Source organism: Arthrobacter bussei, from assembly GCF_009377195.2.
Classification (GTDB): domain Bacteria; phylum Actinomycetota; class Actinomycetes; order Actinomycetales; family Micrococcaceae; genus Arthrobacter_D; species Arthrobacter_D bussei.
The window spans coordinates 825,669-851,366 of the sequence record NZ_VJXX01000001.1 but is presented as its reverse complement, the minus strand read 5'-3'; the positions used below and the strand labels follow the sequence as shown (position 1 = coordinate 851,366).

Sequence of the window (25,698 nt, the reverse complement as noted above, 5' to 3'; positions counted from 1 at the left end):
TGCGGCGAGCACGTCCCGGGGCGTCGGTGCCCCGCGCTAGGATGGAGGCATGTCCATCCTCGCTCTTGAAATCTTCTTCATCTCGCTGCTGGTCCTCGCCGGTCTCGGCATGGCCGGTTTCGCAGCCCTCGTGATCACGCGCCTCTACAAGGGCCAGAAGTAGCCGATCGGCCCGGAGCCCCATGTCGATCGATCTGCCCACCGACCTCACGCCCGAGCTCGTCCCGCTGTCGTGGCTCCTCGGAACCTGGGAGGGCACCGGGATGCTCGGTGAGGGGACTGCTGAATCGGAGCGTTTCTCCCAGCGTGTCGTCTTCTCCCAGCACGGCCTTCCCTACCTGCAGTACAGCGCGGAGTCCTGGCTCATCGACGAGCAGGGCGCGCAGTTGCGCCCGCTCTCGGTGGAGACGGGTTTCTGGTCGTTGGAGCGCAAGCTCGACGACTCCGACGTCGGCCCGGGTCTGAACCCCGCCGACATCGTCCCCGCCCTGAAGAGCGCCGACGAGGTGGAGCAGTTCCGCAACGACGCCGGCGGCTTCGACATCACGGCGACCATCGTGCACCCCGGCGGCATCGCCGAACTGTACTACGGCAGCATCAAGGGTCCGCAGATCCAGCTGAGCACGGACCTCGTGATGCGCGGACAGCACTCCAAGGAGTACACCGCGGCCACGCGCCTCTTCGGCCTGGTGGAGGGTGATCTCTACTGGCGCTGGGACGTCGCGGCGGACGGCAACGCGCTCGAGGCGCACGCATCGGCGATCCTCAAGAAGACGTTCTGACCCTGCCGCCCGTCCGGAAGACGTCCTGACCCTGCCGCCCGTCCGGCTGCCGCCCGCACCACCGCAGGAATAGTCACGCTCGGAAGGCGTTACATGGTCATGAGCACACCCAGCCCACTCCTTGCCCGTCCCGGCGCCGTCGAAGGCGGGGGAGCGGACGCACACGTCGCGTCCCACTACGGGGATCCCTTCCGTGAGCAGCGTGTCCTCGCCGAGGGGCAGGCCGTCGTGGACCTCTCGCACCGCGGTGTCGTCACGGTCGCCGGACCGGACCGGTTGAGCTGGCTCAACACCCTGTCCTCCCAGCTGCTGCTCGGACTGCGGCCCGGGCAGAGCTCGGAGACCCTGCTGCTCACCGTCCAGGGGCGCATCGAGTACTCGATCCACATCGTCGACGACGGCACCACGGCCTGGCTGATCACCGAGGGTGGGGAGGCCGCGCCGCTCGCCGCCTGGCTCGAGCGCATGAAGTTCATGCTGCGGGTCGAGGTGACGGACGCCACGGACGAGTGGGCGGTGCTCGGAGCGACCGGCGCGCTGCCCGAGCTGGGCACCGATGTCGTCGTCTGGGAGGATCCCTGGCCCGCCGTCGGCGTGGGTGGGTACGCGTACTCCACGGTCGAGGCAGGCTCCCACCCCGGCCGCGAGCGCCCTTGGTTCGAGTACCTCGTGCCGCGCGGAGCACTGGACACGACCGTGACCCGGACGGGGCTCGCCCTGGCCGGTTCATCGGCCGCGGAAGCCCTGCGGATCGCCGCCTGGCGGCCCCGGCCCGGGTTCGAGACCGACGAGAAGACCATCCCGCACGAACTCGACCTCATGCGCACCGCCGTGCATCTCGCCAAGGGCTGCTACAAGGGTCAGGAGACCGTCGCGCGCGTGCACAACCTCGGGCATCCTCCGCGGCGCCTGACCTTCCTGCACCTCGACGGCAGCCAGCACACGCTTCCCGTGGCGGGCAGCCCGGTGCTCAGCGAGGGCAGGACCGTGGGCCGGGTCACCTCCGTCGGTCACCACTACGAGATGGGCCCCATCGCCCTCGCCGTCCTCAAGCGGTCCGTCGACGCCTCCGCGGACCTCCTGGTGCAGGACGGCGACGAGCTCTACGCCGCAGCGCAGGAGGTCATCGTCGCGCCTGACGCCGGCCAGGTGGTCGGACGCGCCACGGGCTTCCTGAGGGCGCCGCGGTGACCGGTGTCCATGACGGTCAGGGCGGCGGCCGGCAGGCGGCCCCGGGCGACGACGGAGCGGCGGCGGCGATCGCCCTGGCGCATGCCCTGTTCGACGCCGCGCGGCAGGGCGACGCCGCGACGCTCACCCGCTACCTCGACGCCGGGGTGCCCCACACGCTGACCAACACGGCGGGCGACAGCCTGCTCATGCTGGCCGCCTACAGCGGGCATCCCGCGATCGTCCGTGACCTGCTGGCGCGCGGAGGCGACGCCGACCAGGCGAACGACCGCGGGCAGACCCCGCTCGCGGGCGCCGTCTTCAAGGGTCACACCGAGGTCGCGCGGCTGCTCCTCGACGCGGGAGCGGACCCCGACGCCGGTACCCCGTCCGCTCGGGCCGCAGCGGAGATGTTCGGCCGGACCGAGCTCATGGCCCTGTTCGACGGGTGACCGCCTCCGCGCGCCCGTCAGCAGGGTGCCCGCCGTTCCGGCCTGCCGGGAGGGTCACTTCGCGTCGAGGATGACCGACGTCTGGGTCCCGGCGTAGGCGAATCCCGCCCGCAGCGCGGTGCGCTGCGATGCTGTGTTGTCCGTCCGAGCGCGCCACTGGGGCACCAGGCCGGCAGCCATGGACTCCGCCACCGCCACGGCCGCGATGCGCTGGGCGTAGCCCTTCCGCCGTTCGTCGGGCGGGGTGATGACGGCCAGGTGCGCGAGGATCCCCTCCCAGATGTCGTAGCCCGCCCCGGCCAGCGGCACCGGGCGGCCCGCTTCCGGCTCGCCGTCGCCCTCCACCAGTACGAAAGGGTGCTCCGACTCGCTGAGGCCGGCTTCCGCGACATCGTCGGGCGGGCACCGGCGTTCGAGATCGAGGACGAGATCCCGCTCGCCCGACACCACCGCCGGAGGGCCGTCGAAGCGGGGCAGCGTGTCGCAGAAGTACAGCCGTGCCTCGCCGAGTCCCCGGCCGCCGTGGTCGCGGCTCAGGGAGAGCAGGGTCGAGTGGCTCCGGAGGTCGGGACCCGTCAGCGTCCTGCCCGCGTCGACCGCCCACCGCGGACCCTTCAGGATCTCGCGGCCGAACAGGGTCACGAAGGTCAGGACCCCGGTGTCGTCGTCCACGCTGTAGAGGCGATCGCCGCCGTCGCCCTCGAGGGCGCCGTCCTCCAGTCCGAGAAGCCGTGACCAGGCGAGCCTGATGATCGAGACGGTGCCGGGATCGAGTTCCACGGTCACCCGAAGAGGATGGCGGCTTCGTCGTAGCGGTGCTGCGGAACCCGCTTCAGATTTCCGAGTGCGGCCTCGAAGCCCACGTGGGCGATCTCCGTGCCGTTCAGCGAGACCATCGTGCCCCACAGCTCGTCCTTGACGGAATCCACCGCCGCCATGCCGAGGCGCGTGGCGAGGACGCGGTCGAAGGACGTCGGCACGCCGCCGCGCTGGATGTGTCCGAGGATGGTGGCGCGGGTCTCGATGCCTGTGCGGGACTCCAGCTCGGGTGCGAGCTGGTCGGCGATGCCGCCGAGGCGGGGGCGGCCGAAGGTGTCCAGTCCGCGTTCCGAGTGGGCCTGCTCCATGTGCGAGGGCACAAAGCCCTCCGCGACGACCACGAGGGGCGCGCGGCCTCGGGCGTTGGCATCCGAGACCCATTCGGCGATCTGCTCGATGCTCGTCTGCTGCTCGGGGATGAGGATGGCGTGCGCACCGGAGGCCATGCCGGCATGCAGGGCGATCCACCCGACGTGGCGCCCCATGACCTCGGCGATCATGCAGCGGCTGTGGGATTCGCCGGTGGTGCGCAGGCGGTCGATCGCCTCGGTGGCGATCTGCACGGCGGTGTCGAACCCGAAGGTGTAGTCGGTGGCGTCGAGATCGTTGTCGACCGTCTTGGGAACACCCACGATCTTGAGGCCGAGGTCCGTCAGCCGCTTCGCGGCGGCCAGCGTGCCCTCGCCGCCGATGGCGATGACCGCGTCGATGCCCAACCGGTCGAGATTGGCCTTGATGGCCTCCGCGCCGCCCTTGCCCTCGAACGGGTTGGTGCGCGAGGTGCCGAGGATGGTGCCGCCCTGCTTGGAGATGCCCCGCACCGCATGGCGGGGAAGGTCGACGACGTCACCCTCGACGACGCCTCGCCACCCGTCCCGGAATCCCACGAACTCCTGGTCGTACGTCTTGATGCCCTTGAGCACGGCGCCACGGATGACGGCGTTCAGCCCGGGGCAGTCGCCGCCGCTGGTGAGGATTCCGATCTTCATGAGGGGTGGGTTTCCTTCGGAGAGGGGGTGGGTGGTCCGTCAGGAGCACGCCGTTGGGCCCGCCTATGATTCTAGACACACCCCGGCCCGGCCACCCGAACGCGTCACACCCTGCCCGGACCCCCTGCCGGTCCGGCGTCGGGTGTGCCGGGGAGCACGTAGGCTGGGACGGACCGGCGCACGGCGGACCGAGTCCCGCCGAGCGATCCCCCGCAGGTCCGAGGAGGACACCAGCAGTGCCCCAGGCAGGTTTTGCGCCAGCGGCGCTGCGCATGGTCCACATCTCCCGGCCGGTCCTCTGGATCAACACGCTGGGCACCGGCGTCGTGGGCCTGTGGCTCACCGGGGCGTTCTGGCAGTGGGAGGTCCTGGCGCTCCTGGTCTGGCTCACGCTGCCGTTCAATCTCCTCATCTACGGCGTCAACGACATCTTCGACCAGGACACCGACGCGCTCAACCCGCGCAAGGGCTCCCTCGAGGGGGCGCTCATCCGGGCATCGGAGGTCCGGGCCATCTGGATCGCGGTCCTCGCGACCAACGTGCCGTTCCTCGCGTGGTTCGCCGTCACGCTGCCTCCTGCGGCGCTCGCCTGGATCGCGGCCTACGCCCTGGTGTTCGTGTTCTACTCGGCGCCACCCCTGCGCTTCAAGGCGCGTCCCTACCTCGATTCGATCAGCAACGCGGCCTACGCCTTCCCCCTCGTGATCGTGCCCTACGCCCTGGGTGCCGAGCCGGTCTGGGCGGCCGCCGTAGGCCTGATGGCCTGGAGTGCGGCGAAACACACCTACGACGCCGTCCAGGACATCGACGAGGACAGGGGAGTGGGGATCACGACGACGGCGGTCCGGCTCGGGCCGCGTGGGGTCGTCGCGTGGAGCGGTGCGTGGTGGGCCCTTTCCACCGTGTGCTTCGCCCTCGTCAACATCCCGGTCGCCGTCGTGAACGCGCTGATCGCCGGGTGGCTCCTCCGGGGCCTGTGGCGTGATCCGCGGCCCGAGACCGGCCACCGGCTCTACCGCTACTCCATCGCCTTCCCCTATGTGGCGGGCACCGTTGCGGGCGTCCAGCTCGTCGTCGCCCTCACGCTGGGGCTCTACCGATGAGCCGCGTCGTCGTCGTCGGGGGCGGGATCGGTGGTCTCACCGCCGCCGCGCTCCTCGGCCGCGCGGGTCACAGTGTCACGCTGCTCGAGGCATCGGACCATGTGGGCGGCAAGAGCCGCCGTATCGAGGTGGACGGCCAGCGCATGGACACCGGGCCGTCGCTGTTCACCTTCCCGACGGTCTGGCGGGAGCTGCTGGACCTGCTCGACGCCGTCACCCCCGCTTCCACCGATCCCGCATCGGCCGCCGCCGAGGCCGGCCTGGATCTCGAGCGCCTGGCCGAGATCGGCACCTACTACTACCGCGGGGAGGCCTGCCCGCTGCCCGTCCCCCCGGGACACCCGTGGCACGACGCCTGGGAACGCTTCGCCGCCGAGCACGGTGTGCTGGGGGGCGACGTCTCACGCCTGCTGACGACCGGTCCGCTCGACCGGCAGTCCCACCCGGCGCTGGCCAAGCTCGCCGGCCTCTACGGGCGTCGCCTCACCACCCGCAGCTACCTCGACAGCCTCCACTGGCTGCCCGAGGGGCTACGGGAGGTCATCGCGATCCACACGCTCAATGCCGGGGTCAGCCCCACCCGGACGCCCGCCCTCTACGCGAGCATGCCGGCGATCATGGCGCACGACGGCGTCTGGATCCCGCGCGGTGGCATCTACGAGCTCGTGCTCGCCCTGGAACGGCTGGCTGTCGGCGCCGGCGTCGAGATCCGCACCGGGGAGCCTGCACGGCGGATAGGCCGGCGTCGCGTGGTCACGGCGGAGGGGACGTACCCGGCCGACGCCGTCGTCAGTGGCCTCGACGCCCATCGGCTCGCAGGGCTGCTGGCCGGTCGTCGTCCGAGGACGCCGCGCAGGCTCACCTGTTCCGCCGTCGGTGTGTACGCGGTCCTCTCGCGCCCCCTGCCCGAGGGGACCCCGCGGCACGGCGTCATCATGCCGGACGATCCCGCGGCGCTCTACGCGAGCCTCGAAGAAGGCTCCGAGCCGGAGCAGACCATGGCGTTCGCCAACTACTATCCCGCTGACGAGGTGTATCCCAACCGGTCGGCGACCCTCGCCCTGCTCCTCACCGCCCCGGCGAACGGCCGGACCTACACGCTCGAGGATCCCTTCGTCCGGCGGGAGTTGGCCCGCACCACCCGCGTCCTCGGCCTGCCCGAGCCCCTCGAGAACTACGTCGCGTCGTCGACGGTGCTCGACCCCGGATACTTCGGCGAGCGGGGGTCGGCCGGCGGGGCGCTGTACGGCGCCGTGCACCCGGCCTGGATGAGCGGGCCGTTCCACGTCCCGCCGTACTCGGACCCGTTGCGGCCCTGGCTGTGGCGCGTGGGTGCGTCCGTGCATCCGGGAGGTGGGCTGCCCGCCGTCCTCGGCGGGGCCATGATGTCCACGCAGAAGCTCCTGGCGCGGCTGGGACCGGTGGCCTAGGGAGCCTCATCGGCGGGCAACCGACCGGTTTCCGCCTCGCGGCACGGGATGCGGGACTCCTCCGGTTCAGGCGGTTGAATCTTCCACCCGGCCGCATGGACCGCGGTGGCGGCCGGTCAGCCGGAGTGTGCGCGGGCGCCGGAGGCCTGCGGGGCTGCGATGCTCCGGGTCAGCTGCAGCCGCCGGCGGACGATGCCGGCGATGAGCACCGCGGCGAGGACGGCCGGGAACGCGAGGCCCGAGAAGATGCACACGCCGAGCCAAAGGAACATCGACACGAGCAGGCTGTCGAGCAGGCCGGGCCGGAGCGGCTGATCGGCGATGCGCCGTCCGCCGATCAGGGTCACGAGTGCCGATGCGATGAGTCCGGAGATCAGCCAGCCGCCGTAGTTGGAGAGCGGTACGCCGTAGTAGGGGCCGCCACCGGGCCAGATCCAGAATCCGAGGGCCACGGCGCCCGGGTCGAGCACGCCGTCGATCACGACCAGCAGGAGACCGCCGAGCAGGATCCTTCGCAGGGGGGAACCCGCGCCCGACACCATGGCCACGGCTCCGATGACGAGGGGCACGTAGGACAGCGGCAGCAGGTACGGGACGAGGCCGAGGATGGTGGGGCCCATGGCGCTGCCGTAGTAGAACTCGCCGTAGGGGACACCCGTGGCCACCCCGAATCCCTCGATCAGGTAACCGAAGACCGACACCGCGATCAGCGTCGCGGCGCCGCGTGCGGCGCCGAACTGGTGGACGAGGGCGACGAAAGCCGGAAGCGCGATGAGGAGGTTGAAGCCGTAGGACGCGTACTCGGCGCCCTCGACGTCGGGGAACCGCACCACGAAGTAGCCGGATACGAAGAGGAACGCGCAGGCGACGACGAGCAGGAGGGGGAAGCTTCGGGCAGCGGAGGTCTTCGGCACGGCATCCATCCTTGCAGGTCACGGAGAAGGACGGGGCATCGTCTCCGAAGGCCCCGTCCCCGTCGCGCCCGTCCTGGCGGGTGTCAGCGGCTGAGTGCCTTCTCCAGCGCGATCGTGCCGTCCGTCGTCGGCAGCAGCAGCCAGAGCACCGCGTAGAGGGGAAGGCCGATGAACGGGAGCAGGAAGCTCAGCAGCATCGCGATCCGGACGTAGCTCACCCGCCAGCCGTACTCCCGGGCGATGCCGGAGGCGATGCCGCCGAGGATTCCCCCGGGTGCGCGCTTGATGGGGGAGGAGCGGAGGATGCGGTAGAAGGACTGCATGGTGTGCCTTTCGGGTTCTGGCCGTGTCGGCCGTGACTGTCGGTCGGTCGATCGGGTGCTGCCTCGGCGCTGCCTGGGTGGCGCCCCGGTGATGCCGGGGTCGGAGCGCCGCCTGATGCGGGGATCCGGTGCTCCGCTTCAGTATGCCGTGGGGGAATACGGGCCGTGCCCGGCGGACGGGAGGTCGTCGTCGTCCTCGAACGACGCGATACCCGCGCTGTCCCTGTCCTGCTGACCGATCGGCGTGCCGCGTCCACGCAGGGACAGAAGGCCTCCTGCGACGAGCGCGAGTCCGACGCCGACCAGGAGACCCAGGGCCACCACCACCGGGTCGATGGACAGGGCGATGAACTGGCCGGCGAGCAGGAGCCCGGCGACGGTCAGGATGACCATCCCCCACACGACGGTGACGAGGCGCACGCGGCGCGGAGGTGGGGTGATGGCGGTGCTCATGGGGTGTCTCCTGTGGGGGTGGGTGCACTGGTCCTGGGTGCCGGGCTGTCCGACGGCGAGGCCGTCATGATGGTGACGTCGCTGAGGGCGCCCCTCACGTCCAGCACGATGGCGGGACCGGAGGCGTCCGGATTGAGCTCGCGGTTGTCCAGCTGCAGGACGCCGCCGTCGCTCCGGAACTCCGGGGCCGCCGCATCGTCGACGGCGGTCCCGCGGGCTTCCGCGGCACCGAGTGCCATGCGGCTCCGGACCTCCACGGGTACGTCGCCCGGGACGATCACGGTGACCTCGCTGACCAGCGCGTTGACCGGCACGACGACATCCCGGGTGGGGCGACGGACGTCCGAGAGGTCGATCGTGCTCTGGGCCGCCAGGATGCTGTAGCCGTCAGCCGCGCGGGCGAGTACGGCGGGCGCGGTCCGGCTCTCCTGCGCGACGATCCACGTACCGCCCATCACCGAGAAGGACGCGATCAGCCCGCCGAGGAGGGTCAGGGTGGCGGCCACTCCGACAAGACCCGACGTGCGCCCCCGCAGCCCGAGCGCGATCACGCCGAGGGCGAGCACGACGGCGGCTGCGGCGCAGGCGACGACCGCTGCATCGGTGACGGCGAGGGCGCCGAGGTAGTCGGCGGCCAGCAGTGCTGCAGCGACGACGAGGGCACCGCCGATGAGCAGCGCCGTGGCGGGCCCCGACGGGCGGCTCGGGCGGATGCGGACGGGCCGCGGTGCGCGGAGGGTGACCGGACCTGTCCCTGGCCCCGATGCGTAGGGCGCGGGAAAGGGGGCATAGGACCCGGAGCCCGACCAACCCGGCCCGTCCGTGTCGGCGGCGTAGGGGAAGGGGCCGGGAAGGGGGCGGGTCAGGGTATCCGGACGGTAGGGCAGGGGGACGGTGCGGTCGTCGTGGTCTTCTGTCACCGGGTCGGCACCCGTGACCGGGCCGTCACCCTCCGGAGTGGCGCCCGGTGCTGCTCCGACGGACCGGATGGGCGGTCCGGTCTCTGCCCCCGCCGCCGCGCCCGAAGTAGTGGAGACGGACGCGCCACCGGACGGTGTACTTCCGGACGGTGTACCTCCGGACGGGTCGGTATCGGTCGTGGCCGAGCCGGCCCCGCTCGCCGCCGCGGATGCCGGTCCGTCCGGATCTGATGCGGTGGGCGCGGGTCCGGTGGGCGGGGGCCCGACAGCCGCGGAACCGGGGGCCGCGGAGTTCGAAGGTGCCGGTCCGAAGGGCTGCGACGGCCCGGACCCGGATCCATCGAAGCCGGGTCCGCCGGCACCTGGTCCGCCGGAAGCGGGACCATCGAAGCCGGGTCCGCCGGCACCTGGTCCATCGAAGCTGGGTCCGCCGGCACCTGGTCCGCCGAAGCCGGGTCCGCCGGAAGCAGGCCCGGCGCCGGGACCCTGGAAGCCGGGCCCCCCGGGCCGGCCCTTGCCACCGTTCCGATTGACGATCCAGTAGACGAAGAGGACCACCGCGCCGATCCAGAAGAGGGTCCACAGGAGGCCGCCCGTCCCGCCGTCGCCGAACAGGGGGATGTTGGGGCGCAGCAGGCCGATCGCCACGAGGGCGGCCGCGCCGGTCAGGCCGGACGTCCACGACCCTCGGCCGGCCTGCTCCACGTGGATGCGTCCGTCCGGTTCGGGCAGCAGTGCCCAGGCCAGGCCGTACAGCAGCACGCCGATCCCGCCGAAGACCGAGAGGATCACGATGAGCCCCCGGACGAGGGCCTGGTCGAGGCCCGTACGCCGGGCGATCCCCCCGGAGACGCCCCCGACCCATCGATCGGGTGCCCGGGTGATGTCGAGTCCACGGATCCAGCGGAAGAACGGGGAGGAGGCGGGAGGTCCCGCGGTCGGTGCGGCCGGTTCGTGCTGCCAGGACGGCCCGCCTGGGGTGGGTGCTGAGGTCATGCCTCCATCCTCCCGGCGGCGGAGGCGCCGGACCATCGGGGCCTACCCTGACTCGACCCTGAGTCCGCCCTGATTCCGGTCCGGGAGCACCCCTTGGGATCCCCCCACGTGTTTTGATGAGGGCATGAGACCACCCCTGCTGCGCAGCCCCGACGGCATCATCGCCGGCGTGTGCGCCGGGCTGGCCGCACATCTGGGCGTCAAGCGCTCGTGGGTCCGGATCGGCATGGGGGTCCTGACCCTCGCCTCCGGCGCGGGTGTCCTGCTCTATGCCTGGTTGTGGATCTTCGTTCCCACCGCGGCGGACCGCGCGGCGGAGTCCGGACGGCAGACCGGCCCTGCGGCCTTCATGCACGGCGTCGGCGTCGGCGCCGGGGTCGGAGCTGCTGGTGCCGTGCCGGCGGGAGCGGGCAGCAGGGCTACGGGCCAGACGGCCCGGATCCTCGGCGATCCGTCATCCGCACCGGCAGCGGGCGCGTTCGACGCCGAGGGCTGGCGTGAACGGACCCTGCGAGCGGGGCGGCGGGAGGTCCTGTTCGGTACGGCGCTCCTTCTCGCAGCGGCCGTCCTCGTCCTGCAGCTGCTCGGCGTGCAGGTCGACTGGGGGTTCTTCGTGCCCATCGCCGTGGTCGCGACGGGCGCTGCGCTCGCCTGGTCGCAACTGGACGAGGTGCGCCGCGCACGCGTCATGAACCGGGCGGGGGCCGAGCGCGCCGGGGGGACCCTGCGCCTTCTCGCCGGGATCGTGCTCGTCGTGACGGGCGTGCTGGTGGCCCTGTCCAGCAGCGGTTCATGGACCCTGACCATGGCGACGCTCGTCGCCGTGCTCGCGGTGCTGGCAGGAGTCGGCCTGGTGCTCGCTCCATGGGGGCTGAAGTTCTGGCGCGACCTCGAGGCCGAACGCGCAGCCCGCGTCCGGGAGACGGAGCGGGCGGAGATCGCCGCCCACCTCCACGACTCCGTCCTGCAGACGCTCGCCCTGATCCAGAACAGAGCGGACTCCGAGACGGACGTTCTGCGCCTGGCCCGTGCGCAGGAACGCGAGTTGCGTCAGTGGCTCTTCGCGGACCCCACCCGGGACCCCGGCAGCCTGGCGGAGCGGCTCAAGGTCGCAGCGGGCGAGGTCGAGGACCTGTACGGTCATCCCGTGTCCGTCGTCGCCGTCGGCGACGCCCACCTCGGGTCGGCGGAGGACGCCCTCGCGCAGGCAGCGCGTGAAGCCATGCTGAACGCCGCCCGGCACGCCGGTGTCGCTGTCTCTGTATACCTCGAGGCCGGCCCGGACACCGTCGAGGTTTTCGTGCGGGACCGCGGCGCAGGGTTCGACCAGTCAGCGGTCCCGGCGGATCGGGCCGGGATCCGCGAGTCCATCCACAGCCGGATGATGCGCCACGGCGGCTCGTCGGCGATCAGGAGCGACAGGGACGGCACGGAGGTCCGCCTTTGCCTGCCGAGGACGGAAGCGAATGCCGTGCCGACCGAGGGTGAGCGACAGCGGTGAGCGGCTGCACCACATCCAGGCATCCGGCGCAGGACAATCGGTACGACAGCGATGGACGGCCGAGCGGTCGGAGGAGGGACGGACGTGGAGGAGAAGACGGTGGCAGCTGACGGGCCGGTGGACGGGACGGTCTCGGTGGTGATCGTGGACGATCACGGCATCTTCCGCTCGGGTCTGCGGGCCGCGCTGGGTCCGGTGATCCGCGTCCTCGGCGAGGCCGCGACGGTCGAGGAGGCCGAAGCCGTCATCGGGGCCACCGCGCCCGACGTCGTCCTCCTCGACGTACACCTGCCCGGCGGACTCGGCGGCGGGGGAGCGGAGGTCATCCACCGCTGTACGCGGCAGGGAACCACCGCCCGGTTCCTCGCCCTGAGCGTCTCCGATTCGGCGGAGGACGTCGTCGCCGTCATCCGGGCAGGAGCTCGGGGTTACGTGACCAAGACCATCTCGGGACCCGAGATCACCGACGCCGTGCAGCGCATCGCGTCGGGTGACGCCGTGTTCTCCCCGCGGCTCGCAGGGTTCGTGCTGGACGCGTTCGGTACGGCGTCCGTTGCGGTGGACGACGAGCTCGACCGGCTCTCGGCCCGTGAGCTCGAGGTCATGCGCCTGATCGCCCGCGGCTACAGCTACAAGGAGACGGCGAAGGAGCTCTTCATCTCGGTGAAGACCATCGAGACCCATGTCTCGGCCGTCCTCCGGAAGCTGCAGCTCTCCTCGCGCCACGAACTGACGCGCTGGGCCACGGAGCGGCGGCTCCTCTGAGGCCGCCCACGGTCCGGCCCGGCGGACGCGGCGGATGTGCGCATCCGGCAGCCTGCCGGGCCGGCCGGCTGTCTCCCGTTAGCCGGACGCGGCGGATGTGCACATCCGGCAGCCTGCCGGGCCGGCCGGCTGTCTCCCGTCCGCCGGACGCGGCGGATGTGCGCATCCGGCAGCCTGCCGGGCCGGCCGGCTGTCGCCCGTCAGCCGGCCGAACCGAGGAAGTCCTGCAGGCGTTCGACGCCGACCGCCAGGTCCTCGTCCCCGAGCGCGTAGGAGAGCCGCAGGTAACCGCTGGGTCCGAACGCCTCGCCGGGAACGACGGCGACCTCGACCTTCTCGAGGATCAGCGCGGCAAGCTCGGCGGACGTGGCCGGCGTCGCCCCGCCGATGCTCCTGCCGAGCAGGGAGCGGACGTCCGCGTAGGCGTAGAAGGCCCCGTGCGGCGTCGGGCACTCCACCCCCTCGATGGAGTTGAGGGCGGACACCATGGCGCGACGGCGCCGGTCGAACGCCACCTTCATCTCGTCCACCGCCGTCAGCGGCCCGGACACGGCGGCGAGGGCGGCCATCTGCGGGACGTTGGACACGTTGGAGGTCGCGTGCGACTGCAGGTTGGTCGCGGCCTTGACGAGGTCCCTGGGGCCGATCATCCAGCCGACCCGCCAGCCGGTCATCGCGTAGGTCTTGGCGACCCCGTTGAGGATGACCACCTTGTCCCCGAGCGACGGTGCGGCGGTGGCGATCGAGGTGAAGGGAACGCCGTCGTAGGTCAGGTGCTCGTAGATCTCGTCCGTCACCACCCACAGTCCACGTCCGGCGGCCCACTCGCCGATCTCGCGGACCGCGTCGGCGCCGTAGACCGCGCCGGTCGGGTTGGACGGCGAGACGAACAGCAGCACCTTGGTCCTCGGCGTCAGCGCCGCCTCGAGCTGCTCGACGGTCACCAGGTAGCCCTGCTCGGGTCCGGCGAAGACCTCGACGGGAACGCCGCCCGCCAGGCGGATCGCCTCGGGGTAGGTGGTCCAGAAGGGTGTGGGCACGAGAACCTCGTCCCCGGGATCGAGGAGCGCGGCGAAGGACTCGTACACGGCCTGCTTCCCACCGTTCGTCACGAGAACCTGGGTCGGGTCGACCTCGTAGCCGGAATCGCGCAGCGTCTTGTCGGCGATGGCCTGCTTGAGGTCGGGAAGTCCGCCCGCGGGGGAGTAGCGGTGGAACCGCGGCTGGCGTGCGGCGTCGATCGCCGCCTCGACGATGTAGTCCGGTGTCGGGAAATCGGGTTCGCCCGCCCCGAAGCCGATGACCGGCCGGCCGGCCGCCTTCAGGGCTTTGGCCTTGGCGTCCACGGCCAGTGTCGCCGACTCCGCGATCGAGTCGATCCGCCGGGAGATCCGGGGAAGTGCTGCGCGGATGGAGTCATCGGTCGTGGCGTTCATCGGGTCCCGTTCCGTGAGGTTCTGTGGCAGGTCCCAGCTTAGGCGGTGGCCCCCGGGCTGCCCCGCATCGCCGGTTCACGACGGCGTCACGGACCGGCGGTCACCGGTCCACGGTCCGCCCGGGAGCAAGCACCGCCGGGTGTCGGCTGCTCTCCGCGCGGGCCCCGACCAGGCCCCGACGGGCACCGGTTCGACGTTCCGGCGGTCAATGCGTAGACTTGATTCTCGGTGTTGAAACACCATGATGGTTCGTGCCCTGACCGGGGGGGCCGGAGTGGACGCGACAGCGGTTCAAAACCGAAGGGTAGTGGCGCAATTGGTAGCGCAGCGGTCTCCAAAACCGCAGGTTGCAGGTTCGAGTCCTGTCTGCCCTGCGCGTGGCCTTCGCGGGTAGTCCGCGAAGGTACGGCAGAAACAGATCACGAAGCCCCGGCGCAGGCACAGGCCCCGCGCGGCGGTACACATGATCAGCTGGGTGCGCCACTGGTGGTCCGGCTGGGACACCACACAGATTGATGAGGTTGACGGTGACCGATACGGCTGCGAGCAGCTCCAAGGGAAGCCCCTCCGAGAAGAAGGCTCCCCGTCGCGGGTTCTTCGGACGCATCATGCTGTTCATCCGCCAGGTCCTCGCGGAGCTCGGGAAGGTCGTCACGCCCACCCGCCGGGAACTGGTCCGGTTCACCATCACCGTCCTCGTCTTCGTGGTCATCATGATGCTCCTCGTGACCGCCCTGGACCTCCTGTTCGGGGCCGGCGCGGTGTGGGTCTTCGGCGGCAACTGACGCCGCCCCGCACGAAGGCGCAACCCGGAGCAGTGGTTCCGTGACGGGTGCAGTACAGGCAAGCAGAACAACTCCCGAAGAATGTCAGAAAGCAGGCGGCTAGGTGTCCGAGCAAGAACTCGAACGGCAGATCACTCCCGAAGATGGTCTGGAGAACGAGGAGTACGGGACGGAGGCGGGCGTGGAAGCCTCCGACCTCGACGTGCCTGCTGACGGCTCCGAGACATACCCCGCCGATGCGGACGTCGCCGCCGAGGACGGGCTCCTCGCCGACGACGCCGAGGCCGATCCCACGGAGTCGGACGACGCAGCGGACGAGATCGAGGCGACTGCGACGGACGCCGTCGACGAGGCTGCCTCGTCGGAGGCCGACGAGGCCGCAGACGCCGACGAGTCGGACGAGGCTCCCGCCGAGGATCCGGTCGAGACCTTCAAGGCCAAGCTCCGCCGCCAGGAGGGTGACTGGTACGTCATCCACTCCTACGCCGGGTACGAGAACCGCGTGAAGGCAAACCTCGAGACCCGCATCCAGACGCTGGACATGGAAGATTACATCTTCGAGATCCAGGTCCCGATGGAGGAGGTCGTCGAGATCAAGAACACGACGCGGAAGATCGTCAACCGCGTCCGGATCCCGGGCTACGTCCTGGTGCGCATGGATCTCACCGACGAGTCGTGGGGAACCGTCCGGCACACTCCCGGCGTCACGGGCTTCGTGGGCAACGCCCACAACCCGGTGCCGCTGAGCCTGTCCGAGGTCTTCTCGATGCTCGAGCACACGATCGTCCACACCGATGCGGAATCGGGCAAGCCCGTCCAGCCGCAGTTCACCCCTGCGACGGTCAACTTCGAGATCGGCGAGTCCGTCACGGTCAACGAGGGTCCGTTCGAGACCCTCCCGGCGTCGATCTCCGAGATCAAGCACGAGTCGCAGCAGCTGGTGGTGCTCGTGTCGATCTTCGAGCGCGAGACCCCGGTGACGCTCTCCTACAGCCAGGTCACCAAGATCCAGTAAAGCTTCGACGCCACCCGGCGTGCTTAACCGGGGAGCGTCGTCAGGCCATCACGCCATGATGGCCACCACCCCGCGGGACGCTCCTGTCCCGCGGGAACGCAATGCAAGAGAAGGACCCTTTCATGGCCCCCAAGAAAAAGGTCACCGGCCTCATCAAGCTGCAGATCAATGCAGGCGCCGCCAACCCGGCTCCTCCCATCGGTCCCGCGCTTGGCCAGCACGGTGTCAACATCATGGAATTCTGCAAGGCGTACAACGCCGCCACGGAGTCCCAGCGCGGAAACGTCATCCCCGTGGAGATCACGGTGTACGAGGACCGCTCGTTCACCTTCATCACCAAGACCCCTCCGGCCGCCGAGCTCATCAAGAAGGCTGCCGGCGTCGCCAAGGGTTCGGGTACGCCCCACACCGTCAAGGTCGCGAAGCTGACGAACGCCCAGGTCGAAGAGATCGCCACCATGAAGATGGAGGACCTCAACGCCAATGACGTCCAGGCCGCTGCGAAGATCATCGCCGGGACCGCCCGTTCGATGGGCATCACGGTCGAGGGCTGAACACCCCGCACCATCGCCCGACCCGGCCCCGCCGGAGCGGGCACACCACCAATTTCACAGCACGACGCCGCCGCCCCGCGGGGAGGCCGTCGTGAGTGGCAGGGCCCAGCGCGGTCCGACGACCACGACTGCATAAGGAGAACAAGCAGATGGCACAGCGCAGCAAAGCATACAAGGGAGCTGCCGCGAAGATCGAGGCGGACAAGCAGTACGCCCCCCTCGACGCGGTCGTCCTCGCCAAGGCGACGAACCCCTCGACGTTCGACGCCACGGTCGAGGTGTCCTTCCGTCTCGGAGTGGACCCCCGCAAGGCGGACCAGATGGTCCGCGGCACCGTGAACCTTCCCCACGGCACGGGCAAGACCGCCCGTGTGCTCGTGTTCGCGACCGGCGAGAAGGCCGAGGCGGCCATCGCCGCCGGCGCCGACTTCGTCGGATCGGACGACATGATCGAGAAGGTGTCCGGCGGCTGGACCGACTTCGACGCCGCGGTCGCCACCCCTGACCTCATGGGCAAGGTGGGTCGCCTGGGCAAGATCCTCGGCCCCCGTAACCTGATGCCGAACCCGAAGACCGGAACGGTCACGGCGGACGTCGCCAAGGCTGTCACGGACATCAAGGGTGGAAAGATCGACTTCCGCGTCGACAAGCACTCCAACCTCCACTTCATCATCGGCAAGGTGTCCTTCGACGAGCAGAAGCTGGGCGAGAACTACGCCGCTGCCCTCGAGGAGATCCTCCGCCTGAAGCCGTCCGCGTCGAAGGGCCGCTACATCCAGAAGGCCACCGTCTCGACGACCTTCGGCCCCGGTATCTCCGTCGACCCGAGCGTCACCAAGGTCTTCGCCGTCTAGGTGAATCCTCCGAGAAGCCCCGCAGCTCGTGCTGCGGGGCTTTTTCGTCTGGGGAGACCCTACCCATTGAGGAAGGCCAATCACTGGGGCTAGGCTCAGGGCATGATGCGCACCCGGATTGAACGACTCGCCATCCCCGCCGCCCTCGATGCCGAGGGCGGCGACGACTTCGCGCAGAGCGCGGCAGTCGGGAACGCCGTCGAGCACCATCTGTGGGGACACGACGATTTCGCCACCGATGTGGAGGACCGGATCCTCATGGCGCAGCCCACACCGGAGCGCGAGTACGTCCTCGGGGTGGCCCGGGCGGAGGGCAGGATCGTCGGCAATGCCCGCATCAGCATCCCGCTGCGCGACAACCTGCAGGCCGCGTACGTCCAGCTCGAGGTTCTGCCCGGGAAGCGGCGGCAGGGTATCGCCTCGGCGCTCCTGGCCTTCGCCGAGCAGCAGCTCACGCTGCGGGGGCGGACCACCATCATGTCCTGGAGCGACGCGCGGATGGGCGTCGACGGGGACGCAGATGCGGATGCGGGCGTGGCGGTGGTCGAGAGGCTTGTTCCACCCACCGGGGCTGGTTGGTACCCCGCCGCCGACCCCGCCGCCCGGCTGGCGGTCGGCCGGGGGTTCGACCTCGTGCAGGTCGATCGTCAGAGCGTCCTGCATCTGGCGGAGGTCCGGTCGGATCGCGGCCGTGACATCCTGCTCCGGCAGGAGGCCGAGGCGCGGACCAGGGGATCGGAGGGCTACGGCCTGGTCCGCTGGGTGGACCGCTGTCCCGAGGACCGCGTGGAGGACTACGCCCTGCTACGCCGTCGGATGAGTACCGACCCGCCGCTCGGAGGCTTCGTCCAGCAGGAGGAACTCTGGGACGCGGGCCGGATCCGGCGCGAGGAGGAGCGGTCGCTCGCAGCCGGCACCTCGACCCTCGTGGAGGCGGTACTGCACCGGGAATCAGGCCGACTCGTAGGGCACACGATCCTCGAGCGCTTCGACTCGAGGCCCGCCGTCGTCTACCAGGAGGACACCCTGGTCCTCGACGAGCACCGCGGGCACCGACTCGGCATGTGGCTGAAGGCGAGCAACCTGCGGCGTGCAGCGGACAGCTGGACCGATGCCGAGCGCATCTACACCTGGAACGCCGAGGAGAACAGCTTCATGCTGGAGGTGAACGTGGCCCTCGGATTCCGGCCGTCGGGGCGCACCGCGGGATGGCAGCGGGTCCTGACCTGAGCCGATTTGGTGGCGGCAGTGCGGTCCCGTACGCTTGAAGGACCAAAGACCGTCGGTCGATCCTCCTCCGCTTCCCTCCTGTGTTTCGGCACGAGCGGGTGAAGAAGGAGAAGGATCCGAAAGTTCCCGTGAGGGACGGCCTACGCAGGTGAACGAAGCTCCTCCCCGCGGATCACCTCCGCGTCGAGCCAAGCCCCGTGCATCTGCATGGGGCGTTTTTTATTGGAGCGGGAAAGCCGGCGCATATTCCCCGGAAGGAGGGTTATGGCAACGCCAACAAAGGTTTCTGCAGTGGATGAGATCACCACCGATTTCAAGGACTCCACCGCGGCTGTCCTGACCGAATACCGCGGGCTCACCGTTGCTCAGCTCAAGGAACTGCGTCGCGCCCTGGGTGCGGACACGAAGTTCTCGGTCGTCAAGAACACCTTGACGGGCATCGCGGCGAAGGAAGCAGGCATCGACGCGTTCGACGGCCAGCTGTCCGGACCCACCGCGATCGCCTTCATCAAGGGTGACGCCGTCGCTGCAGCCAAGAGCCTCACGGATTTCGCGAAAGCCAACCCGAAGCTCGTCATCAAGACTGGAATCTTCGAGGGCAAGGCCCTCGACGCATCCGAGGTCATCGCCCTGGCGGCCCTCGAATCGCGTGAACTCCAGCTCGCCCGGGTGGCTGGTGTCCTCAAGGCACCGATGTCCGCTCTGGCCCGCACCGTCGATGCACTGCGCATCAAGCTCGAAGAGGGAACTGGTGCTGCACCCGCAGCGGACGCCGATCCTTCTGCTGCCGAGGAAGCTGCTGCACCCGCAGAAGCTGCCGCGGAGGCTCCCGCCGAGGAAGCCGCAGCAACCGAAGCGAACTAGTTTCCCTTCGTCCACATACTGAAGGTGCCGTGCACCACTAAAGGAAGGACGCCTCCCATGGCGAAGCTCACCAACGAAGAGCTCATTGAAGCTTTCAAGGAACTGTCCATCATTGAACTCTCGGACTTCGTGAAGCTGTTCGAGGAGACCTTCGATGTCACCGCCGCTGCAGTTGCAGTTGCAGGCCCCGCCGGTGGCGGAGCCGAGGCCGAGGCCGAGGAGCAGACGGCTTTCGACGTCATCCTCGAAGCTGCAGGCGACAAGAAGATCGCAGTGATCAAGGAAGTCCGCGCGCTCACCTCGCTGGGCCTCAAGGAAGCCAAGGACGTTGTCGACAGCGCTCCCAAAGCCGTCCTCGAAGGCGCCACCAAGGAAGCAGCAGAGAAGGCCAAGGAGTCCCTCGAGGCTGCCGGCGCCACCGTCACCCTCAAGTAGGACCCCTGCTCCGCGGACCGGCCTCGTGGCCGGATCCGCTGCAGGACAGCAGAAGAGCCCCGCTTCTCACGAAGCGGGGCTCTTCTCGTTGTCACCGGTACAGGCGTCCTGCTGCGTCAGCGGCCTAGCGCCAGAGCAGGACGGCCTCGCCCTGACCGCCGCCGCCGCAGAGGCTGACGGCGGACCGGCCGGAACCCCGGCGCGCCAGCTCCATCGCCGCGTGCAGGGCGAGCCGTGTTCCGGAAGCGCCGATGGGGTGCCCCAGGGCTATCGCTCCGCCGTGGATGTTGCACTGCTCGTGCGGGTAGTTCAGATCCTTGAGGGACTGCACCGCGACGGATCCGAAGGCCTCGTTGATCTCGATGAAGTCGAGGTCGGCAGCGCTCCAGCCGGCGCGGTCGAGCGCCTGCAGGATGGCCGCTGACGGCTGCGAGTGGAGCGTGTTGTCGGGCCCGGCCACCTGGCCGGGCGAGCCGACGACGGCGAGCACCGCCAGGCCGGCCTCGTCCGCATGCGCCCTGGTCGTGAGGACGACGGCCGCAGCGCCGTCGGACAGCGGGGAGGAGTTCCCGGCCGTGATGGCACCGTCGGCGTTGAAGGCCGGCCGCAGCTTCGCCAGGGACTCGACGGTGGTGGAGGGCCGGATCCCTTCGTCACTGGTCAGGACGATGTCGTCGCCCTTCCGCTGGACGACGGTGACGGGCACGATCTCCTCCGCGAGGATCCCGCTTTCGGTCGCAGCAGCGGCCCGCTGGTGCGACGCGGCGGCGACGGCGTCCTGCGCCGACCGGTCGATCTCGAGGCGCACGTTGCCCCGCTCCGTCGAGGCGCCCATCGAGTCGTTGTCGAAGGCATCGGTCAGGCCGTCGTGTGCCACGGAATCGAGCGCCTGGATGGAGCCGTAGTTCCAGCCCTGCCGTGAGCCGGGCAGGAGGTGCGGGCCCCGCGTCATCGACTCCTGGCCGCCGGCGACGACCACGCGCGCTTCGCCGCTGCGGATGAGCCGGGCCGCGTCGATGATCGCGGTCAGGCCGGACAGGCACACCTTGTTCAGGGTCACGGCGGGGACGTTCCACGGGATGCCCGCACGGACCGCGGACTGGCGGGCAGGGTTCTGGCCGCAGCCCGCCTGGACCACGTGGCCCATGATCACTGCGTCCACGTTCCCCGGGTCGACACCCGAGCGCTCCATCGCGGCGGAGATCGCGAGGGCTCCGAGGTCGACGGCGGTGAAGGAGGCGAGCTGTCCGTTGAGGCGTCCGAGGGGTGTCCGGGCGCCGCCGACGATGACGACGTCATGGGGGGCCGGCGTGGGTGTCGCCATGGCGAGACTCTCTTTCGTCGTTGAAATGGTGCCGCTACAACCTTAGGTGGTGGGGGCCACGATCAGATGGCGTCGCGCGGGCCCGGCCCGTCGGCGCCCTCGGGGTAGAGCAGGGGCAGCTGGAGCGTGAGCCAGGGTGAGAACGCCCACGGCGTCGCGGTGACGGCGCGCACCAGCTCGGCGGCGTCCACCCACTGCACGTCCATCACCTCATCCGGCAGCGGAGCCGGCGCGCTGTCGGCGACGGCGGTGTACACGGGGCAGATCTCGTTCTCGACGATCCCGGAGGCGTCCACCGCGCGGTACCGGAAGTCGGGGAGTGCCGGGCGGATGTCCCGGACCGTGAAGCCGAGTTCCTGGGCCGCGCGTCGCGTGACGGCGTCCTCGAAGGCCTCACCCGGTGCCGGGTGCCCGCAGAAGGAATTCGTCCACACTCCCGGCCACGCCTTCTTGCTGAGAGCGCGGCGGGTCACGAGGATGCGGCCGGCGTCGTCGAAGACATGCGTGGAGAAGGCGAGGTGGAGGGGGGTGTCGAGGGTGTGGACGGTGGCCTTCTCGTGCGTCCCGATGGCCGAGCCGTCCTCCGCGAGCAGCACCACGATCTCGGTGGCGGACGTCGTGCCGCTGTCCTGGCCGTCGCGGGCGGGGCCCTGCCCGATGGTTCCTGCTTCGCTCGCCATGATCGGCACTCATTTCCGCTGGTCGTCGCTTGCCCGGTGATCGCCCGTGCCCTGCGCACGCACGCTGTCCGCTGCGTGGCGGTGGTCGGCCCGGCTGCATTCGCCCCGCGTTTCGTCAGGGGCGCCCTTCTCGTTGTTTACTTTACCTATGGACATGGACACTCTGCTGGTCGAGCCCGTCGGGCTCGAGCAGGTCGAGGGTGCGCTCGACCGGCTCTTCGATGAATCGAAGATCCGGGCGGCGAAGGTGGGCCCCGGGTACCGCGGCCTGTGGGAGACCCTCGAACGCTGCACCGCCGGGGGCAAGCGGTTCCGGCCCCGGCTCGTCATGTCCGCCTACCAGATGCTCGGTGGCCGCGACCTCGACAACGCAGCCGGGGTGGGCGCGGCCTTCGAACTGCTGCACACCGCACTGATCGTGCACGACGACGTCATCGACCGCGACTTCGTCCGCCGGGGGATCCCGAACGTCTCCGGTCGCTACCGCAGCATCGCCGAGTCGGCCGGCATGTCGCCCGAGGCCGCTCGCCACGTCGGCTTCTCCGCCGGTGTCATCGCCGGGGACCTGGCCCTGTCCAACGCCTACCGTCTGCTCGAGCGCGTCGAGGCGCCGGCAGCCGTGCGCCGCAGGCTCGGCGAGATCCTCGACGAAGCCGTCTTCGCCTCGGCGGCGGGCGAGTTCCTCGATATCGAGACGTCGCTGGACCGCTCCATGCCCCCGCTCGAGGACATCGTGCAGATGGCCCGGCTGAAGACCTCCGTGTACTCCTTCGAGGGCCCCCTGCAGGCCGGTGCCGTGCTCGCGGGTGCCGAGGAGGAAGTGGTCGACCGGCTGGGCGACTTCGGACGCGACGCCGGCATCGCCTACCAGATCGCGGACGACCTCCTCGGGGTGTTCGGCAACGAGACCCGCACGGGCAAGACCAACTGGGGCGACCTGCGCGAGGGCAAGCGCACGGCCCTGCTGTCCTACGTCTCCTCCCGCCCCGAGTGGGAGAGCATCTCCGCGCTCATCGGCACGCCGGGCATGTCCGCGGCCGAGGCCGACTACGTGAGGCGTGTCCTCGTCGAGAGCGGAGCGAAGGACTACTCGGCGGACCTCGCCGCGGAGTACGCGTCCCGGGCCCGGACCCACCTGGAGTCCGACGTCGTGCCGTCCGCCCTCCGGTCCGCCCTCGAGCCGGTCGTGTCCGCCGTCGTGGACCGGGTCCACTAGGTGGGCGTCGAGGACTCGCTCGCCCGCTACAACGCGGCGGCACTGAAGACCTCCGCCGAGGTCATCCGCTGCTACTCGACGTCGTTCGGTATGGCGTCCCGCATCCTCGACCGCACCACGCGGAGCCACATCGAGGCCGTCTACGCGCTGGTGCGCGTGGCGGACGAGATCGTGGACGGCGCCGCGGCCGGGGCGGGCCTCTCCTCGGACGTCGTGGAGCAGTTGCTCGACGGCCTCGAGCGCGACACCGAGACGGCCATGGGCACGGGATACAGCGCCAACCTCGTGGTGCACGCCTTCGCGGTCACGGCCCGGACCACCGGCATCGGCACGGACCTCACGCGTCCGTTCTTCGCCTCCATGCGCGCCGACATCACGCAGCGCGAGCACGACCAGAAGTCCTTCGACCGGTACGTCTACGGATCGGCGGAGGTCGTGGGCCTGATGTGCCTGCGGGCGTTCCTCGTCGGACGTCCCGTGACCACGGAGGAGGAAGCCGTCCTCGTGGACGGCGCGCGCCACCTCGGGGCCGCGTTCCAGAAGATCAACTTCCTGCGTGACCTCGCGGAGGACTTCTCCACCCTCGGCCGCAGCTATTTCCCGGGCGTCCGTCCGGGGAACTTCACGGAAGCGGACAAGCTCCGACTCCTCGCGGACATCGACGAGGATCTCCGCATCTCAGCCGCGGCCCTCCCGGGTCTGCCGCCCACCCCCCGCCGCGCCGTCGCCCTCGCCCAGGGCCTGTTCACCGAACTCGCCCTGCGGCTGAGGCGGACGCCGGCCGACGAACTCCTCAGGGCACGGATCCGGGTCCCCAATCCGGTGAAGTTCCGCATCATGGCGAAAGCCTTCACCGGTCGCGCGGTACCGGAACTCGCCGCGCAGGAGAGGACGGCATGACAACCGAGCAGAACGGACGCGCGCGCGTGGGCGGACAGGACGTCGTCGTGATCGGCGGCGGGATCGGCGGACTGGCGACGGCGGCGCTCCTCGCGCGTGAGGGCCACGACGTGACGCTGCTCGAGAAGCGCGACCAGGTCGGTGGCCGTGCGGGATCGTGGGAACAGGACGGCTTCCGCTTCGACACCGGGCCGTCCTGGTACCTCATGCCCGAGGTGATCGACCACTTCTTCAAGATGATGGGCACGAGCGCCGAGGAGGAACTCGACCTCCGGCTGCTCGACCCCGGCTACCGGGTGATGTTCGAGCAGGGCGGCTCCGTCGACGTCCCCGCCGAGCGCGAGGCGGTGACCAAGCTCTTCGAGTCGATGGAGGAGGGCGCAGGGGAGCAGCTGTCGAAGTACCTCGACTCCGCCGAGGACGCCTACGAGATCGCGAAGAAGCGCTTCCTCTACTCGACCTTCCAGTCCTTCCTGCCGTTCATCCGGCCGGACGTCCTCAGGCGGCTCCCGCGCATCGGCTCGCTCCTGCTGCAGCCGCTGCAGTCCTTCGTCGAGAAGCGCTTCAAGGATCCGAGGATCCAGCAGATCCTCGGCTACCCGGCGGTCTTCCTCGGCAGTTCCCCCTTCGACGCGCCGAGCATGTACCACCTCATGAGCCATCTCGACCTGGACGACGGCGTCCTCTATCCGATGGGCGGCTTCACCACGCTGGTCGAGGCGATGCAGCGCGTGGCGGTGGCGGCCGGCGTGACGATCCGCACGGGCGCCGACGTCGTCTCGATCGACACCGATCCCCGGACACCGGGTCGGTCGCCGCTGGACCGCAGGGCGGCCTCGGTGCGGTCGGTGACGTACCGGTCCGCAGGAGCGGTCACGACGCTCGACGCCGACATCGTCGTCTCCGCCGCGGATCTCCACCACACCGAGACCACGCTGCTGCCGACCCCCCTGCAGACCTATCCCGAGAAGTACTGGGAGAAGCGCGTCCCCGGTCCGAGCGCCCTGCTGCTCTACCTCGGCGTCCGGGGGAGCCTGCCGCAGCTCGAGCACCACACGCTGCTGTTCACCACGGACTGGCGCGACAATTTCGGCCGGATCTTCGGCAAGGAGACCTCGGTGCCGTCACCGGCGTCGCTCTACGTATGCCGACCGAGCGCGACCGACGACTCCGTGGCACCGGAGGGGCACGAGAACGTCTTCGTCCTCGTGCCGATCCCCGCCGACGTGTCCATCGGCAAGGGCGGGCTGGACCGCGGGGGAGACGCCCGGGTCGAAAAGATCGCCGACGAGGTCATCGCGCAGATCTCCGGGTGGGCGGGGATCCCCGACCTCGCGGAGCGGATCGTGGTCCGGCGCAGCTACGGCCCCCAGGACTTCGCCACCGATCTGAACGCCTGGCGCGGGACGAGCCTCGGGCCGGCGCACATCCTGAAGCAGAGCGCGTTCTTCCGCGGTTCGAACCGGAGCGGGAAGGTCGCCAACCTCTTCTACGCGGGCAGCTCCACGGTGCCGGGTATCGGGATCCCGATGTGCCTGATCAGCGCGGAGCTGATCGTGAAGCGGCTGCGCGGGGACACGAGTACGGGACCCCTGCCGGAGCCGGCGCTCGGCTAGGCTGCGCCCCGATCTCCCCCCTTCCGGGCGCGGCGGGCTTGACGGTGATGGGGGAGAAGCGCTATTGGACTTAACGCTGCGCGTGCCGTAGTGTAGGTCTTTGCGTCTTCCCTCTGAACCTCAGCCTTCATATAGCGGTGGGCTTTGCTCTGCTCTCGTCGTTCTACCTGGC

The 25,698-nt window shown here is 70.1% G+C and carries 26 protein-coding genes and 1 tRNA gene; 18 read left to right on the top strand and 9 right to left on the bottom strand.

All coding sequences use genetic code 11. The annotated features are described in order from the left end of the window. Window positions 1-182: 182 nt before the first annotated feature. The 3 genes from FNH21_RS03985 to FNH21_RS03975 all read left to right on the top strand — a co-directional run bounded on the left by FNH21_RS03985 (window position 183) and on the right by FNH21_RS03975 (window position 2,404). Window positions 183-782 (top strand): heme-binding beta-barrel domain-containing protein, encoded by a 600-nt coding sequence (locus FNH21_RS03985; protein WP_152812445.1) that lies wholly within the window; start codon window positions 183-185, stop codon window positions 780-782. Window positions 783-881: 99 nt separating this feature from the next. Beyond that, on the top strand, window positions 882-1,973 hold the full coding sequence (gene ygfZ / locus FNH21_RS03980) for a CAF17-like 4Fe-4S cluster assembly/insertion protein YgfZ (protein WP_152812443.1): 1,092 nt from the start codon (window positions 882-884) through the stop codon (window positions 1,971-1,973). After that, window positions 1,970-2,404 (top strand): ankyrin repeat domain-containing protein, encoded by a 435-nt coding sequence (locus tag FNH21_RS03975; protein WP_191931589.1) that lies wholly within the window; start codon window positions 1,970-1,972, stop codon window positions 2,402-2,404. Before ygfZ ends, FNH21_RS03975 begins: the two co-directional genes overlap by 4 nt. A 54-nt stretch (window positions 2,405-2,458) precedes the next feature. Here the strand turns inward: FNH21_RS03975 and FNH21_RS17390 are convergent, their stop codons facing one another. Next, window positions 2,459-3,190: a GNAT family N-acetyltransferase gene (locus tag FNH21_RS17390; protein WP_152812441.1), complete on the bottom strand. Its 732-nt coding sequence runs from the start codon at window positions 3,188-3,190 to the stop codon at window positions 2,459-2,461. Beyond that, window positions 3,187-4,212 (bottom strand): 6-phosphofructokinase, encoded by a 1,026-nt coding sequence (locus tag FNH21_RS03965; protein WP_055767992.1) that lies wholly within the window; start codon window positions 4,210-4,212, stop codon window positions 3,187-3,189. Before FNH21_RS03965 ends, FNH21_RS17390 begins: the two co-directional genes overlap by 4 nt. Before the next feature lie 236 nt (window positions 4,213-4,448). Between FNH21_RS03965 and FNH21_RS03960 the strand changes: the two genes are divergently transcribed. Both FNH21_RS03960 and FNH21_RS03955 read left to right on the top strand, forming a co-directional pair. Then, a complete protein-coding gene (locus FNH21_RS03960; protein WP_338403143.1) occupies window positions 4,449-5,315 on the top strand; it encodes a UbiA family prenyltransferase in 867 nt (288 codons plus the stop codon). Then, window positions 5,312-6,745: a phytoene desaturase family protein gene (locus tag FNH21_RS03955; RefSeq protein ID WP_152812439.1), complete on the top strand. Its 1,434-nt coding sequence runs from the start codon at window positions 5,312-5,314 to the stop codon at window positions 6,743-6,745. The genes FNH21_RS03960 and FNH21_RS03955 overlap by 4 nt, the downstream gene beginning before the upstream one ends. A gap of 116 nt (window positions 6,746-6,861) precedes the next feature. On the opposite strand, the gene FNH21_RS03950 is transcribed toward FNH21_RS03955, so the two are convergent. The 4 genes from FNH21_RS03950 to FNH21_RS17015 form a co-directional block, all read right to left on the bottom strand. Beyond that, window positions 6,862-7,659: a carotenoid biosynthesis protein gene (locus tag FNH21_RS03950; RefSeq protein WP_191931588.1), complete on the bottom strand. Its 798-nt coding sequence runs from the start codon at window positions 7,657-7,659 to the stop codon at window positions 6,862-6,864. 83 nt (window positions 7,660-7,742) lie between these two features. Further along, complete coding sequence (locus tag FNH21_RS03945; protein ID WP_055768005.1) at window positions 7,743-7,982, bottom strand: PspC domain-containing protein; 240 nt, start codon at window positions 7,980-7,982, stop codon at window positions 7,743-7,745. 138 nt (window positions 7,983-8,120) lie between these two features. Further along, window positions 8,121-8,435 (bottom strand): hypothetical protein, encoded by a 315-nt coding sequence (locus tag FNH21_RS03940; protein ID WP_152812435.1) that lies wholly within the window; start codon window positions 8,433-8,435, stop codon window positions 8,121-8,123. After that, a complete protein-coding gene (locus FNH21_RS17015; RefSeq protein ID WP_241742718.1) occupies window positions 8,432-10,351 on the bottom strand; it encodes a PspC domain-containing protein in 1,920 nt (639 codons plus the stop codon). The genes FNH21_RS03940 and FNH21_RS17015 overlap by 4 nt, the downstream gene beginning before the upstream one ends. Window positions 10,352-10,475: 124 nt before the next feature. On the opposite strand from FNH21_RS17015, the gene FNH21_RS03930 reads away from it, so the two are divergent. Together FNH21_RS03930 and FNH21_RS03925 are read left to right on the top strand one after the other, a co-directional pair. After that, on the top strand, window positions 10,476-11,852 hold the full coding sequence (locus FNH21_RS03930; RefSeq protein ID WP_152812433.1) for an ATP-binding protein: 1,377 nt from the start codon (window positions 10,476-10,478) through the stop codon (window positions 11,850-11,852). An 84-nt stretch (window positions 11,853-11,936) separates the two neighbouring features. After that, window positions 11,937-12,617 carry a LuxR C-terminal-related transcriptional regulator gene (locus tag FNH21_RS03925; protein WP_338403142.1) on the top strand — a complete coding sequence of 227 codons (681 nt, stop codon included), beginning with the start codon at window positions 11,937-11,939 and terminating at the stop codon, window positions 12,615-12,617. 200 nt (window positions 12,618-12,817) lie between these two features. Here FNH21_RS03925 and FNH21_RS03920 read toward each other — a convergent pair whose 3' ends face one another. Next, entirely contained in the window at window positions 12,818-14,053 is a 1,236-nt protein-coding gene (locus FNH21_RS03920) for a pyridoxal phosphate-dependent aminotransferase (RefSeq protein WP_152812429.1), read from the bottom strand. Window positions 14,054-14,354: 301 nt separating this feature from the next. Between FNH21_RS03920 and FNH21_RS03915 the strand changes: the two genes are divergently transcribed. The 8 genes from FNH21_RS03915 (at window position 14,355) to rplL (ending at window position 19,790) form a co-directional block, all read left to right on the top strand. Then, a tRNA-Trp gene (locus tag FNH21_RS03915) sits at window positions 14,355-14,427 on the top strand. Window positions 14,428-14,580: 153 nt separating this feature from the next. Beyond that, the gene (secE, locus tag FNH21_RS03910; protein ID WP_235498664.1) at window positions 14,581-14,838 is read left to right on the top strand and encodes a preprotein translocase subunit SecE; all 258 of its coding nucleotides are present in this window, start codon (window positions 14,581-14,583) and stop codon (window positions 14,836-14,838) included. A 103-nt stretch (window positions 14,839-14,941) separates the two neighbouring features. Beyond that, the gene (nusG, locus tag FNH21_RS03905; protein WP_191931587.1) at window positions 14,942-15,853 is read left to right on the top strand and encodes a transcription termination/antitermination protein NusG; all 912 of its coding nucleotides are present in this window, start codon (window positions 14,942-14,944) and stop codon (window positions 15,851-15,853) included. 122 nt (window positions 15,854-15,975) lie between these two features. After that, window positions 15,976-16,407, top strand: coding sequence for a 50S ribosomal protein L11 (gene rplK, locus FNH21_RS03900; RefSeq protein ID WP_087030133.1), 432 nt, complete (start codon window positions 15,976-15,978; stop codon window positions 16,405-16,407). Between the two features lie 149 nt (window positions 16,408-16,556). Beyond that, entirely contained in the window at window positions 16,557-17,261 is a 705-nt protein-coding gene (gene rplA, locus FNH21_RS03895; RefSeq protein WP_055768025.1) for a 50S ribosomal protein L1, read from the top strand. Window positions 17,262-17,363: 102 nt separating this feature from the next. Next, window positions 17,364-18,491, top strand: a complete 1,128-nt coding sequence (locus FNH21_RS03890) for a GNAT family N-acetyltransferase (RefSeq protein ID WP_152812427.1) — start codon at window positions 17,364-17,366, stop codon at window positions 18,489-18,491. A gap of 264 nt (window positions 18,492-18,755) precedes the next feature. After that, window positions 18,756-19,355, top strand: coding sequence for a 50S ribosomal protein L10 (gene rplJ / locus FNH21_RS03885; protein WP_055768030.1), 600 nt, complete (start codon window positions 18,756-18,758; stop codon window positions 19,353-19,355). 57 nt (window positions 19,356-19,412) lie between these two features. After that, entirely contained in the window at window positions 19,413-19,790 is a 378-nt protein-coding gene (rplL, locus tag FNH21_RS03880; protein WP_055768032.1) for a 50S ribosomal protein L7/L12, read from the top strand. A 124-nt stretch (window positions 19,791-19,914) separates the two neighbouring features. Here the strand turns inward: rplL and FNH21_RS03875 are convergent, their stop codons facing one another. Further along, entirely contained in the window at window positions 19,915-21,114 is a 1,200-nt protein-coding gene (locus FNH21_RS03875; protein ID WP_152812425.1) for an acetyl-CoA C-acetyltransferase, read from the bottom strand. Window positions 21,115-21,176: 62 nt separating this feature from the next. Further along, window positions 21,177-21,794 (bottom strand): isopentenyl-diphosphate Delta-isomerase, encoded by a 618-nt coding sequence (gene idi / locus FNH21_RS03870; RefSeq protein WP_152812423.1) that lies wholly within the window; start codon window positions 21,792-21,794, stop codon window positions 21,177-21,179. 154 nt (window positions 21,795-21,948) lie between these two features. On the opposite strand from idi, the gene FNH21_RS03865 reads away from it, so the two are divergent. From FNH21_RS03865 to crtI, 3 genes are read left to right on the top strand one after another with little or no spacing between them, the layout of a single operon-like run. Continuing rightward, window positions 21,949-23,010 carry a polyprenyl synthetase family protein gene (locus tag FNH21_RS03865; RefSeq protein WP_241742716.1) on the top strand — a complete coding sequence of 354 codons (1,062 nt, stop codon included), beginning with the start codon at window positions 21,949-21,951 and terminating at the stop codon, window positions 23,008-23,010. Continuing rightward, the gene (locus FNH21_RS03860) at window positions 23,011-23,910 is read left to right on the top strand and encodes a phytoene/squalene synthase family protein (RefSeq protein WP_338403141.1); all 900 of its coding nucleotides are present in this window, start codon (window positions 23,011-23,013) and stop codon (window positions 23,908-23,910) included. It abuts the gene before it with no gap. After that, complete coding sequence (gene crtI / locus FNH21_RS03855; protein WP_152812419.1) at window positions 23,907-25,526, top strand: phytoene desaturase family protein; 1,620 nt, start codon at window positions 23,907-23,909, stop codon at window positions 25,524-25,526. The genes FNH21_RS03860 and crtI overlap by 4 nt, the downstream gene beginning before the upstream one ends. Window positions 25,527-25,698 lie beyond the last annotated feature (172 nt).